The sequence below is a fragment of the Trichocoleus sp. ST-U2 genome, from assembly GCF_039961875.1.
Lineage (GTDB): Bacteria > Cyanobacteriota > Cyanobacteriia > Cyanobacteriales > FACHB-T130 > FACHB-T130.
Window position 1 is genome coordinate 106,245 of the sequence record NZ_JAMPJY010000017.1, and the last position, 13,256, is coordinate 119,500.

The following is a 13,256-nucleotide window of genomic DNA, read 5'->3' on the forward strand; positions in this document are numbered from 1 at the left end:
CGACTCTGAAATTCCTCATCCTTGCCTCGCGTAAACCAGGATGCCGATCAAAGTCAATTGAGGCAAGTTCGGGGGAGCTGATTGAACGGCTAAAAACGATAAGGATAACTTTAAACAAAGCGAGTGACATCTTCAAGAAATTCCCGCTTTTCCCCAAACTTCACTCGGCTACTTTTCCATTCCTATCGCCACAAGTTGCTCAGACGTTCTACCTGCTGCGGCGGGTTTTAGCCAGCTTGCGACTAGCTCCGGCTTTGTTTTTCGAGCAAAAATGCGAATTGCATGGTAACTGACTTTTTCCCGCAGACGATAGACTTCCCTAGTCCGCAAATTCAAGGCGCGAGCGATCGCTTCTTGAGAATTGCCAGCGAGGTAAAGTTCCAGCCAAACCGCCGCTTCTCGACTGACATTTTCGGCTAAATAGTTGTAAAACTCCTGCTTTACAGTTGTCCGCAGAAACATTTGTTCTTCAATTGCTTGATTCTCCTGATACTCGGCAACTGCGTGGATATCAAGGAAACTCACCGGATTGTTTGTCTCGTGGGACACCACTTCCTCAGAAATCAGTCGCACCAGTTCACCATCGGGGATATGAGTCATCCCTCCCCGCCGGGAACGACGTAGATAGTTAAAAAATCTATAAACTAAAAGTGGCTGGTTGCGAATTGGTCTGAGACAGTATTCTTCGATGCTGCTCATCAGTAGAGAGTTGCCTAAGCGAGCGTCTGAAGTACATTTGCTAATCCAGGCAATTTGCTGTTGAATGTAGCGATCGCGATGCAATAATTCCTGAATGACTTCTTGCAACACATCGACAACCGTTGCCGAGCGATCGCGCGATAGCGCCACCCAAGTCCGAATTTTATTCTTCAGCAATACTAAACTCCCCAGCCGAGTCGTCAAGTTGCAATAAGCACGCTCTGGTGCCACGCCTAAGTAGCGTTGCCGTAAAATGCGATAGCGATAATCCATCGCTTGCAAGGCAATTACCCTCTGAGTTGCGTTAAACGTTTCAAAACGCTCTCCTTCCTCTCCCACCAGCCACAGAGCAATACTTTCATGGGTTGCTGCGCTATAGCCAGGACAGTCAGATGCCAGCTGCTTCGCCACCTCAGTTGGAGACAGCACAACGGTTAGAAATTTTTTCATTTCAATAGCCGAGAGTGTGTGTTCTATTCGGCTATATCTTTAGTCAGGCTGAGGTTATGTATTTTTGATCCGGTTTCTCCGAAAGGATTCTCCCGGAGAAACCCTGACAGGGTACTATCACAATTCTCTATTCGATGCAGTACGGTTTAACCCCACCCTTGCCCCTCGACCTTCCCTTCACTTCAACTAGAGGGGTTCAATATTCTCCCCTCTCCGTGAACGGAGAGGGGCTGGGAGTGAGGTTCCGAGTGATATAGCACTCAAGTTAGAACCGCTATAGGGATACAAAAGCAAATAGGGGCAGGATTATCCCGCCCCTAGAATCATTGATTGAGTCTGGTGTTTATTTAATTCCAGACGCTGCTAATCAATCGCATCAGCAGCCTTATCTGCTGCCCGCTTAGCACTCTCAATTACATTTCTGCCTGCATATTTACTATTTTCCTGGACATTGTCAGCTGCCTGCTGCGTTCCTTTACCCAGGTCTTTGGTTGCATCCTGAGTATTGCCCTTGAGATTTTCAATTCCCTGCTTTGTTCCCTTAGCGAAATCACTAGCCGATTTTTGCGCTTTGTCGCCAATTGCGTCGGTATTTTGCTTGACATTCTCACCGAACTGTTTAGCGTTTTCGCCCTTCTTATCCAGAATCCGCTTGGTGTTTGTACCTACGTCATCGGTCTCGTCAATTACGTGGCGCTCAGCATTGTCAATTAGGCCTTTTGCCTTAGCTGCTACGCCTGAGGTGTCTCTTCTGGGATCGGTATCGCTATAGTCGTTCATCCCACCTTTATACTCATTGGTTAAGGCACCTGTAGGAACGTCCTCCCTAATTTGGTCGGCGGTCTTCGCTTGTGCCCCACCATTACAAGCGGTGGTAACAAAAATGATCGTGGCGGACAAAAACACGGTCAGGATTTTGCCCAAGTTGATTTTTTTCAACCAATTAATTACGCTGTTCATCAAAAAAACTCCTTTTTCTGTACGAGTCAATGGTTGTTTTGGTTAGCATTGCAATCCGAGATTTTCGATTGACTGCCAATCGAAAATCTCAATTATTTGCTTATTTGTGCAAAGCAGGGTTGCTTTGCATTTCAGGTCTCTGACCGGCTTCATCTGATTTATCTTTGATGAAGCTGGAAGCCTCTTTGAACTCTTCACCGATACTTTCTAATATCTTGGCATTAGGATCGCTGCGATTGATTATAGGTTGACGACCTCCAGCTCCAGAGACTTCAAAATCCTCTGAAGTTTTTATGGGCAATTCTTTTTCCTTTGCGGCTCGACCTGCTGGTGTCTCAGCACCCGGGTAGAGGATTTCAGAATCGCTGGTAGCAATTAACTGATTGGACAGGATCTGCAAGTCAGCGCGATCGCGTGGATTCGCTGTTTTGCTGACGTTAGGATCGGTAGACATTTTGTAATTCGTGTAGCCATCTCCACCATTGCTGTGGGGATTGTTGTTCCCTCCCATTTGCACGGGGGGATTTTGTGGACGTGCCCCTAAAGAATCGCCATTGTTACAAGCGCTGGTAACAATTAGCAACGCGCCTGCCAAAAAAACGGTCAATATTTGACGTAACCGTAGTTTTTTAAAGAAAGCAGTTAAGTGTTTCACACACTACTCCCAAGATTTTTACGAACTGTCATAAACAATACAAAAGCTACAGTGTTCCTACCTCTAGCGCAGGTCACATTCTGGTTGCAACTAAAAGCAACCTCTCTCTAACCGTAGAGAGATTCCCAAAAAATAAGCAAAACTACGGTGATATTGGTTGGTTCGCGACCATGCCAGCTAAAAACATCGCTCAGCCTAGAACTTGGCTGATTTTTCTCAATCTTTCAGCATCAGATGGGTCTGGGCATCGCTGCTTCAAACGCGATCGCTGACATCAAACTTGCCTCACCATCAGGTAGCGGATCGTTATCCGTATCCCAGATGTGCCAAGCTTGGCTGGGAAATTGTTCGCGAATGTCTGCAAAGTGTAGAAACAGAAGAGCGATCGCTCCCTCTGGCAAAAGTTACAGACTCGCTACCGTTCTCACTTTGGTATTCTCATACTCTAGGATGAGGTATTTGCCTCAACTCGCTACCCAGTGTGAAAGGTCATGAAAAAAATTTGGTCATCCCTGAAGCCGTACTTGCGCTGGGTGATTCTCGGCGGGACGCTATTTTTTTTGGCAAAAGCTCTCAAAGACAATTGGCGGGAAGTCGCAGCCATCCGAATGACTGGTGCGGGATGGACAAATCTAGCGATCGCCTTTTTGATTACTTTACTGGCTCATACTTGGTCTGGATTCGTCTGGAGTTGGATTTTGCAATCGTTCCGGCAACCCGTTCAGCCTCGATGGGCGCTCCAAGTTTACCTGAAAACCAACCTTGCCAAGTATTTACCAGGGAATGTCTGGCACTACTACGGGCGCATCGTGGCGGTGACATCCCACGGGGGTTCTTTCGGTGCCGCGACTCTCAGCGTGTTACTCGAACCCCTGCTGATGGCGGCTGCCGCTTTATTAGTTGCCTTAGCAGGTAGCCAGTTGGGTTGGGCAGGTGTCCCTCAGAATACCCAGACGAGAACCTTACAACTTCTGGGTTTGGGTGTGGTTTTGCTGGGCGTTCATCCCCGAATTTTGAACCCGCTGATGCAGTTGGCAAGTAAATTTAAGGGAAAGAAAGCAAGAGGTGCAGGGGCGCAGGGGCGTGGGGGAGAAGAAAATGCTATCTCTGCTTCAGCTTCTCAACCCCCCACAGAAGCGGCAGAAGCTTCTTTTCGACTTGAGCGCTATCCTCTATTTCCTTTGTTGGGAGAAATTGGCTTTTTGTTACTGCGTGGCGCGGGGTTTTTGTTTGCCATGCTTGCTCTGACACCAGTGAATCCCAATCAAATCCCAATGCTGCTGAGTGGGTTTAGTTTGTCATGGCTGTTGGGTTTGATTGTTCCCGGCGCACCTGGGGGAATCGGGGTATTTGAAGCGACAGCGATCGCTCTATTCGGTCAACATTTTTCTGCCGCCATTCTCCTCAGCGTCGTCGCCCTATTCCGCTTGGTGAGTATTTTAGCGGAAGCCGCCGCTGCTGGATTGGCAACTTTGAGCGAGCTGAAGGATCGCTAAAAGGGCTATCAACTACACAGCTATGACAACTTTATTCCCCCTCAATCCAGGTTCCCCTCACCGAAAACCGGGGAGGGATTAAGGGTGGGGTTCCCCTGTCCCGCTTTCAACGGGTAGCCAGAAACCTAATCCTCTGCAACTTGATCTGACATCGCCTCTGCGATCGCAGAAGTTGCAGCTTTTATATCGCTATCTAACTTCAGTTGAGAAAAAACCCGATACATCTCTGCCGTCCCGTTAGGCAGCTTCTTCGTGCCATTTCCGTTCATCTTGATCAAATTGTACTGAACGTTTTCACCATAGATAGCAAAGGTTATATGAAATATTTCAAAGAAATTCACTACCCACTTGCAATCCTCTTCCGGATAGTGCATATAGTATTTGATTAGTTCAGCAATGCAAGTTTCTAAATGGGTGCGAACATTTTTACAAATTAATAAAATTTTCAGCAGTACGATTACTAAAGTCAAAGGATGCCCTTGCGACATCAATAAAATAAATAGAGGCGAAGGTTCCCGATGATTTTCAGTCGTTAAATATTCGATCACCCGATTACAGGTTCTTAACAACAGGGCATCATCTAGCGGTTCTTCATGATGATTTTCATATACAACATCTAGCTTTTCTTCTAATTTTGTTTTCAAGACCTCTACAAATTTTCTGTTTTCCACAGAAAAAATTAAATACTTTTGTAGACTATGCTTAAAGTTTTTGTAGAGAAGTCCTTGAGTTTGTTGGAGAAAAATATTTGCCAGATTTGTATAGCTAAATGGCCCCCGTTTCGCAACAATCGTCTTGATCAGACGCAGTACCTCATCCCCTAAACCAGTCGGGTTTTTAGGCAAAATTTCTCTAGGCATCGCCGACTGCGATCGCGTGGTATACATTGCTAGCTCAAACTTAAAGCGATCTTTCAGTTCTTGCGACAATGCTCTGGCAGCTTCCCGCTGTTCGACGGGGTTTGAGAGATTCGCATATTGAGGAACTAACAGATAAGAAGTATAACGATGGCTCCAATGGGTTGCTTCATGTTCTTCGTATCTAGCAGCAAATATCTTTAAATCTTGATAGTCTTGGCTTTTAATAAAATTTACAAGCCAAAGTCTCAACTTACTTAAACTTGGAGACAAGGTTGACTTGCTAATATTTAAATCGCTAAATACTAAAACTAATTCTTTAATTGCTTTATAGCTTCGCGTCGTTTCCCAATTATTGATGAGAATATAACAAGAGCGCTTTAGAGTGTTTTTAAATTCTTCTTCATCATTTGCAAAGATAATGTCTGAAAGCGCTTTGATCGCGTTGGTATTAACAGCGTTAGGACTGTAATAAATAAATAACTGCTTAAATTCTTGCAGAACGGCTTCTGGGGGCCATTGCTGAACAATGTCCACCAAAAAACGATAGATCATATCTCGATCTGACTGGTTGGAAATGACACGAAACTCGGCCTGATATCCATCTGATAGAATGTCCCTGACCATTCCATTAATTAGGACTATTGAGTCCTTCCTTAGAGTGTGAAGAGCGAAAGTAGATGGCACCCAGCGTCAATGCTAATTGCAGTGTATAGTACTTGACTTGACTGCCCATAGCAATCCTTGAAAATACATACGCTTGGGGAACTTGCTCTTAACCGCTAAGGATCTTCTGATTCAGACCGGAGACGGTTAATTTGTTCTTGCAATTCCTCAATTTGACGCTGTAGCGCATCCACCTCATTAACGGCTGTTTCTGATGAGACATTCACCGCGCCCTGTGCAGAGGAACGTTGGTAATTGCCCCGGCGAATCTGACGATATTCCTCTGAGTTTGCCCACTCCTGCAAATGGTGAAGGCGATCGACCGTAAAGGGATGGGTCGTAAACCAACCTTGAGTAAAGTTATTGTAAAGTAAGAACTTGTAGACTTGATTCAACCCGTCTTCGTCCAATTCCTGATATTTTTGCGATTGACGAATAAATTCATCTAAATTTACTTCATTGGCATAACGGGCGCTGCCACCAGCAAATTTCATCATTAAGTGCATCACCGGATTCAGGTCGTCTGTCACCAGGAAAGCGGCTCGATCTGCTGATAATTCGGCTTTACGGCTCCATTCAATAAATGCCAAAACCAAGCCGGTACTGACCAAAGTGCTGAAGCCAAAGGTCGCGTTCCCGATAAAATTGACAGCTTGCAAAGCCCAAACCGCCATCTGACGTAAGGTCGTGTGACCGCATTTAATATGTCCTAATTCATGTGCAATGACTGCCCGAAGTTCCGCTTCGTTGAGCAGGTCTAAAAGTCCAGAGTTCAGGATCACATAAGGGCGTTCTTGTCCGAGGGCGCTGGCATTAACCCAAGGCGCTTGGGAAACGAAAAGCGTTGGTTCTGGGTAAACGTCCAGATCGCGCAAGCATTCCCGGAAAATGCCATAGATGCTAGCATACTGACGCGGCCCGACCTGAATGCTATTGCCCATGTGGTAGACAAACTGGGGACGCTCAGAGGCAAATTCCACAAATTTACGGGCAACCATATCAAATCCAGGCACGCTGCGTAAGGCTTGCTCGGCTTGTCGGTCGAGGGGATGTCTAAAAGCTTCACTGGAAATTCCGGTATAAGTAGGCATATTGATGAGCCTTATACAGCGTTCTACTGAACTATTAAAGCCTAGAAATACAACGAGCGGCTTTTGATCTACATCACAGGGATGCGCGATCGCCGTGTCGTTAAACTGCCACAAAAACTGCTTGATTTAAGCAAGTAACCAACCTACATCTGAGAAAACTTGACACGGCGGCAGTTATCGGAGTGAAAATCACTTCAAAAACTAATTTTCATGTGAATTCTGGGATTCAGCTTTGCTTCTATTGGTTCCCCTTTTTGTAAATGTTGTTCAACGATCGTCTGGACATCGCTGGGTTGAACTCGGCAGTACCAAGTTTCTTCCGGGACAATTCGCACTGTAGGACCACAGCTGCACTGTCCCTGGCAACCGCTCCCCGTCACTATGACTCCGGGAATATCAGCACTCTCAAAAGCGGCAAGTACCTCTGCGCTTCCATTTACCAAACAGGAACGGTACTGGCAAACGATGACGCAACGCCGATCTTGCTCCAAACACTTTTCTTGCGAACCAGTTTCCACTTTTGAGTCCAGCACAGTATAAATTCCTATGGCTCTATGTTAACTTCGCCTTAGCAGACCAGGGGAAAAGTTGGTAGCGCTGGGGAGAGTCCTTTTTCAGGCAATGCTCATTTATTAGGGATTTGATAGCCTTATAGATTGGAATCAGAGTATTTTTAGCAATTTGCTAAAAAGTCGCAACGCCAATCTAGGAGAATATTTGAGTGAGCTATCTCGAAACTGCTGCTGAGTTTTATAGTGAAGTAGCGCAGACGCCACAAGTCGGACTTTGTTGTGTCCAAAGCAGTCCCCTGCAACTGCCAGGACTAAAAATTTCGCCTCAGATGCAGGAGATGAACTACGGTTGCGGTACTACCGTCCATGCCGCTGAACTCGCTAATGACCCGACGGTGCTATATGTCGGCGTTGGCGGTGGTTTGGAAGCGCTGCAATTTGCTTATTTTTCTCGCCGTCCGGGTGGGGTGATTGCCGTCGATCCAGTGGCGGCGATGCGCGAGGCAGCGACTCGGAACTTAGCGATCGCTGCCCAAGAAAATTCCTGGTTTGACCCCAGTTTTGTGGAGATTCGGGAAGGGGATGCCTTCTCCCTGCCGGTGCCAGACGCCTCTGTAGATGTGGTGGCGCAGAATTGTCTATTTAATATCTTTGAACCCGCTGACCTGCATCGGGCGCTTCAAGAAGCCTTCCGGGTGTTAAAACCAGGGGGTCGTCTACTGATGAGCGACCCGATCGCCACTCGTCCCATCCCACCCCATCTGCGGCAGGATGAACGGTTACGGGCAATGTGTCTGTCAGGTGCTTTAACTTACGAGCAATATACTCAGCATCTTATTGATGCTGGATTTGGGCAGATAGAAATTCGAGCGCGGCGTCCTTACCGACTGCTGGATTGCGCTAGCTACGGGTTGCAGGAACCATTGCTATTAGAAAGTTTGGATTCTGTTTCTTTTAAAGTGGCAATTCCTGAAGATGGTGCTTGTATTTTTACTGGCAAAACGGCGATTTACACCGGCACCGAAGAGTTTTTTGATGACTCGAATGGGCATATCCTCCCACGGGGTTTACCAGCCGCGGTGTGCGATAAGACAGCAGGAAAGCTTGGTGCATTGATGCCAAAAGACATCCTGATTACTGATTCAACCTGGTACTATACGGGCGGCGGTTGCTGTTAAGTGACGAATTTGCTGGGTGCTTGGATAGGATAGCTGAAGAGATTCTTCAATAAAACTTGATGGCTAAACTACCTGCGATCGCACCTCCTTCCGTTTCTTCTGGCTTTCATGCCCTGTCTGACCCCCTACGGATTCAAGTGCTAGAGCTGCTCCGCGAACAAGAGCGCTGCGTCTGCGAACTCTGCGAACAGTTGGGGGTCACTCAGTCTAAACTTTCCTTTCACCTAAAAACTCTCAAAGAAGCCGCTTTAGTTTGCTCCCGACAGGAAGGGCGCTGGATTTACTACAGCCTCAATCTGCCTCAATTTGTTGTTTTGGAGCAGTATTTGGCAGAGTACAGTCGCTTCAGCCCGCTCTTATCAGCGCTTCCCTGTAAAGACTAGGCTTGACACATCAATTTTTTTTGAAATATGCTTAATTCATCAACTTTTTTTGAAATGTAAGTTGCAGAAAATTCTTTGGTACTGGGGATGGTCGTGAAATCAGTGTCGCGGATGGCGCGTTGGAACTCAGTTTTCCAATCGTGCAAGCAACAAGCGATCGCTGAGGGAGTGGGTACATTCATCCTGGTGTTTGCCGGTACGGGTGCCGTGATGGTAAACCAAATTAGCGATGGTGCGGTGACTCATCTCGGCATCAGCTTTGTGTTTGGCGCAGTTGTCGCGGCTTTAATTTACGCCTTGGGACACATTAGCGGCGCTCACTTTAACCCGGCGGTCACGCTGGCTTTCTGGACAAGCGGCTTTTTTCCGAAACGCCAAGTATTGCCCTACATCTTGGCGCAGTCCTTGGGGGCAATTGCCGCCTCAGCTTTACTCTGGATGGCTTTAGGGCGCGTTGGCAATCTGGGTGCAACTGTGCCGCTAGAAGGGAATTGGCTGCAATCTCTGGTGCTGGAAACGGTTCTCACGTTTATTTTAATGTTTGTGATTTTTGGTTCTGGTCTCGATCGCCGCGCCCCGATTGGCTTTGCGGGGTTGGCGATTGGCTTGACGGTAGGGTTAGAGGCAGCTTTTATGGGGCCAATTACCGGAGCGAGTATGAATCCAGTGCGATCGCTCGGCCCCGCTTTAGTGGGCGGCATTTGGCAGCACCACTGGGTTTATTGGGTTGCACCCATCTTAGGGGCGCAATTAGCCGTGTTGATTTACAGCCAACTTTCCAACGGATTTCGGGACATTAAGTAAGGGAGAAAACCTGATGAAACGAGTGATGTTTGTTTGCAAGAAAAATTCTGCCCGTTCCCAAATGGCAGAAGGCTTTGCAAAAACACTGGGTAAGGGAGAAATTGAAGTGATTAGCTCTGGATTAGAAGCCTCTCAGGTTAGACCGGAAGCGATCGCTACCATGAAAGAAATCGGTATTGACATTACCAATCAACACTCGAAACCCCTTAGCGACTTCAAGGCTGAAGACTTTGATGTGGTAATTTCCCTGTGCGGTTGTGGAGTTAATCTGCCGACAGATTGGGTACTTCGGGAAGTATTTGAGGATTGGCAGCTTGACGATCCGGCTGAACAGCCTGAAATTTTCCCCAGAGTGCGCGATCAGATAAAAGAACGGGTGACTAAACTCATCGAATCGCTAAAGGAAGAAGCGACACCTGTTGGATAAGGTTTCAATGACAAACCAAACACCGATAGAGCAACCAATTCAGCAGGTTCTTGAGCAAAAGTTATCCTTCTCATGACAACTTTCGAGCATCCACCCAGAATTTTATTCTTGTATGGCTCTTTAAGAGAGCGTTCTTACAGCCGTTTATTAGCAGAAGAAGCCGCCAGAATCATCGAAGGTTTTGGTGCAGAAACCAAATTCTTTGACCCGCGTGAATTGCCGATTCACGGTAGCGTAGAGGCTGACCATCCGAAGGTTCAAGAATTGCGGAATTTAAGCTTGTGGTCTGAGGGTCAAGTTTGGTCTAGTCCAGAGATGCACGGGAATATTACCGGCATTCTGAAAAACCAAATCGACTGGATTCCTCTAACTTTAGGGGCAGTAAGACCGACTCAAGGTAGAACTTTGGCAGTCATGCAGGTCAGCGGTGGTTCTCAGTCGTTTAATGCCGTCAATACTATGCGAATCTTGGGACGCTGGATGCGGATGTTTACCATCCCGAATCAGTCTTCCGTTGCTAAAGCGTACAACGAGTTCAATGAAGACGGAACGATGAAGGATTCCGCTTATCGCGATCGCGTTATCGACGTAATGGAAGAACTTTACAAGTTTACGCTACTACTCCGAGATCAAGTAGACTACCTGACAGATCGCTACAGCGAACGCAAGGAAAAAGCAGCAACTCAGCCGAGGTTATAACGACCTCTCGCTTTTTAAAAACCTACCCTTGAAAGACCCTAGCCCCGCCCCGCGAACGGGGCGGGGTTCAATATTCCCCTTCCGTGGAGGTCGAGGGGTCGGGGGTGGGTTACGAGTGTGTATATGGCACTAAGCGTCAGAACCGCTATATACCACTTCTAAGATTGTTCTCAACTGATACTCAGCTTGCCAAGATTTAATAATATCTAAGCTTAATCCCTGACCCCTGTAATTTTAGTCACACGAGAGTATGCAGGTTACATCCCTCTATCTTTTGGGCAAGTTCGGCAACAGCCGACGCATCTTGCCGAGGGTCAATGTACTGAGCTACAGCCAATGATTAGGATAGGACGATGAGTTATCAGAGTATCGCTGTATTTCAGAAAAAATCAGAACAAAAAAATCCTGGCACTTATGCTAGCATCTACTGCGACAGCAGCAGTGCTTAAAGTTGTACTTAAAAATTTATTAACATAAAACAGTGTTTTTGTCACTTCCTTTTAGGAGATTAGCGGCAATTAGGCTTGCTCAATCCAACATTGAGTTGTCCGCGTACTAATTTATTAGATAGGTTCTCCATAAATTGTCTGCCACCGTTACGGCACCTAATTTTTCGCGTGCCATTTATGCCTTCTTTGTGTTTTACAAAATGAGGCAAACAACTGTTTAGGCAGGGAATTTTGGCAGATGACAGTGTTGACATTGTTATTACCAACGCGCTCTTCGATAACCATCTTTCCCTGTTTAGGGCTATCTCATGATTAATCTCGAATCAACTCGTTCAAACGTAACACCTTTTAAAGAAAAAATTGGTGTCCCTTTAACTAAAAGTAAAATTAGCGTTTTACAAATCAATTTGGGGAAGCGCTGCAACCTTGCCTGTACTCACTGCCATGTAGAAGCAGGGCCAAAACGAACTGAAGAACTAACCCCAGAAGTTTGTAGTCAGCTGATTGAACTAATCTATAGATTTCCCCAAATCAAGATTGTTGACTTGACAGGGGGTGCCCCGGAAATGAACTATGGTTTTAAACCCCTGGTAGAGGGGGCACGGGATGCAGGTAAACAAGTAATTGTGCGGTCTAACCTCACCATCTATTTTGAAAAAGGGTTTGAGACTCTTCCAGAATACTGTGCCAAACACCAAACGAGAATTGTTGCTTCCTTGCCATGCTATTTGGAAGACAATGTTGATAAAATGCGCGGTTCTGGGGTCTATAACGACTCAATTCAGGCACTGCAATGTTTGAATCAGCAAGGTTATGGTCTTGACCCTAACTTAATCCTCGATCTGGTATACAACCCTCCAGTTCCAGCCACAGAAAATTTTTCTTTAACCCCCAATCAGGTAAATCTGGAACAAGATTACAAGGCTTATCTAAAAGAGCATTTCAACATTGTTTTTAACAGCTTGTTCACGATTACAAATTTACCAATTGGGCGAACAAAGTTTCATTTAGAGCACAGAAAATTAATCAAGCCTTATTTAAACTTCCTGGAGTCAAATTTCAATGGCAGCACCCTTGAACATTTAATGTGTCGGGATGAACTTTCAATTGACTATCTGGGAAATGTCTATGATTGCGACTTTAACCAGATGGAAAATTTACCGGCGAAAACCCGCAATGGTGAAAAGCTGACAGTTGCCAAGATATTGGAAGCTGGCAGCTTAAACATTATTGAAGAAATACAAACTGCATCTTACTGCTATGGTTGCACGGCTGGATGTGGTTCTAGCTGTGGGGGTGCCCTGATTTGAAACTAGCAAAAAAAATAGGATTCTCCCTCTTCTCAGTCAAGGCAAAGTTTGTTCGGAAAATAAAATTTTGCCTGGATTTTATCGGATGAGAAATAAGACCAACCAAAGTGCTTCCCCGATGCCGAAACGTTACAGTCAGTGGGTCAGAACGCTCAAAAGTCCCCCCTTGTGGATAGCGATCGCACTCTCGATCTGCATCCTGCTCTGTATCTTTAGCCCATTGAAACTTTTGTTGGATAAATCTTTCCTGGTTAGTCACTTGGAAAGATTCGGTAGCTGGGCAGTCTGCCTGTTTATCCTGGTCTTTGCCCTGTCCAGCGCCATCGGCATCCCTGGAATTATGTTTCCTGTTGCGGCTGGTGCGGTTTTTGGTTTCGTCTGGGGAAGCCTTTGGTCGGTCATCGGCGCAACGCTGGGGGCAATTGGCGCATTTTTGGCGTCTCGCTACCTGCTGCGCGACTGGGCGGAACGCCGATTTGGTCAACATCAAGCGTTGATGCGGTTCAATAGACCTCTTGCAAAAGTCGTCGCTGGGGTAATATGAGGTCTGAAATTATGCGCTCGCTCACCTGTCTTCTACGCTCACCCCTGGTAATTCATAAGTAAAGCTAATGAAATAC

General features: G+C 46.3%; 15 protein-coding genes. 8 read left to right on the forward strand and 7 right to left on the reverse strand.

From position 1 onward, the window contains the following. Window positions 1-168 precede the first annotated feature (168 nt). From NC996_RS13755 to NC996_RS13770, 4 genes are all read right to left on the reverse strand, one after another. Window positions 169-1,149: a HetZ-related protein 2 gene (locus tag NC996_RS13755; RefSeq protein WP_190689227.1), complete on the reverse strand. Its 981-nt coding sequence runs from the start codon at window positions 1,147-1,149 to the stop codon at window positions 169-171. 363 nt (window positions 1,150-1,512) lie between these two features. After that, complete coding sequence (locus tag NC996_RS13760) at window positions 1,513-2,109, reverse strand: DUF6658 family protein (protein WP_190414872.1); 597 nt, start codon at window positions 2,107-2,109, stop codon at window positions 1,513-1,515. A 100-nt stretch (window positions 2,110-2,209) separates the two neighbouring features. Next, the gene (locus tag NC996_RS13765) at window positions 2,210-2,764 is read right to left on the reverse strand and encodes a DUF6658 family protein (RefSeq protein ID WP_190414873.1); all 555 of its coding nucleotides are present in this window, start codon (window positions 2,762-2,764) and stop codon (window positions 2,210-2,212) included. 230 nt (window positions 2,765-2,994) lie between these two features. After that, on the reverse strand, window positions 2,995-3,165 hold the full coding sequence (locus tag NC996_RS13770; protein ID WP_190430270.1) for a hypothetical protein: 171 nt from the start codon (window positions 3,163-3,165) through the stop codon (window positions 2,995-2,997). Between the two features lie 90 nt (window positions 3,166-3,255). On the opposite strand from NC996_RS13770, the gene NC996_RS13775 reads away from it, so the two are divergent. Beyond that, complete coding sequence (locus tag NC996_RS13775) at window positions 3,256-4,260, forward strand: lysylphosphatidylglycerol synthase domain-containing protein (protein ID WP_190689230.1); 1,005 nt, start codon at window positions 3,256-3,258, stop codon at window positions 4,258-4,260. A gap of 125 nt (window positions 4,261-4,385) precedes the next feature. On the opposite strand, the gene NC996_RS13780 is transcribed toward NC996_RS13775, so the two are convergent. From NC996_RS13780 to NC996_RS13790, 3 genes are all read right to left on the reverse strand, one after another. After that, window positions 4,386-5,672, reverse strand: a complete 1,287-nt coding sequence (locus NC996_RS13780; protein WP_242031450.1) for a hypothetical protein — start codon at window positions 5,670-5,672, stop codon at window positions 4,386-4,388. A 227-nt stretch (window positions 5,673-5,899) separates the two neighbouring features. Next, complete coding sequence (locus NC996_RS13785) at window positions 5,900-6,874, reverse strand: M48 family metallopeptidase (RefSeq protein ID WP_190689254.1); 975 nt, start codon at window positions 6,872-6,874, stop codon at window positions 5,900-5,902. 194 nt (window positions 6,875-7,068) lie between these two features. Continuing rightward, a complete protein-coding gene (locus NC996_RS13790) occupies window positions 7,069-7,404 on the reverse strand; it encodes a (2Fe-2S) ferredoxin domain-containing protein (protein WP_242037691.1) in 336 nt (111 codons plus the stop codon). 191 nt (window positions 7,405-7,595) lie between these two features. Between NC996_RS13790 and arsM the strand changes: the two genes are divergently transcribed. From arsM to NC996_RS13825, 7 genes are all read left to right on the forward strand, one after another. Continuing rightward, window positions 7,596-8,564, forward strand: a complete 969-nt coding sequence (gene arsM / locus NC996_RS13795; RefSeq protein WP_190414877.1) for an arsenosugar biosynthesis arsenite methyltransferase ArsM — start codon at window positions 7,596-7,598, stop codon at window positions 8,562-8,564. Between the two features lie 59 nt (window positions 8,565-8,623). Continuing rightward, window positions 8,624-8,947 (forward strand): metalloregulator ArsR/SmtB family transcription factor, encoded by a 324-nt coding sequence (locus tag NC996_RS13800; RefSeq protein WP_190414878.1) that lies wholly within the window; start codon window positions 8,624-8,626, stop codon window positions 8,945-8,947. Between the two features lie 87 nt (window positions 8,948-9,034). Next, window positions 9,035-9,751, forward strand: a complete 717-nt coding sequence (locus NC996_RS13805) for an MIP/aquaporin family protein (protein ID WP_242033843.1) — start codon at window positions 9,035-9,037, stop codon at window positions 9,749-9,751. 13 nt (window positions 9,752-9,764) lie between these two features. Continuing rightward, on the forward strand, window positions 9,765-10,178 hold the full coding sequence (arsC, locus tag NC996_RS13810; protein ID WP_190414880.1) for an arsenate reductase, glutathione/glutaredoxin type: 414 nt from the start codon (window positions 9,765-9,767) through the stop codon (window positions 10,176-10,178). 72 nt (window positions 10,179-10,250) lie between these two features. Then, entirely contained in the window at window positions 10,251-10,877 is a 627-nt protein-coding gene (gene arsH, locus NC996_RS13815; RefSeq protein WP_190438244.1) for an arsenical resistance protein ArsH, read from the forward strand. A gap of 757 nt (window positions 10,878-11,634) precedes the next feature. After that, window positions 11,635-12,636 (forward strand): arsenosugar biosynthesis radical SAM (seleno)protein ArsS, encoded by a 1,002-nt coding sequence (arsS, locus tag NC996_RS13820; protein WP_190689233.1) that lies wholly within the window; start codon window positions 11,635-11,637, stop codon window positions 12,634-12,636. 85 nt (window positions 12,637-12,721) lie between these two features. Beyond that, window positions 12,722-13,180 (forward strand): VTT domain-containing protein, encoded by a 459-nt coding sequence (locus NC996_RS13825; RefSeq protein ID WP_190689236.1) that lies wholly within the window; start codon window positions 12,722-12,724, stop codon window positions 13,178-13,180. Window positions 13,181-13,256: the final 76 nt, after the last annotated feature.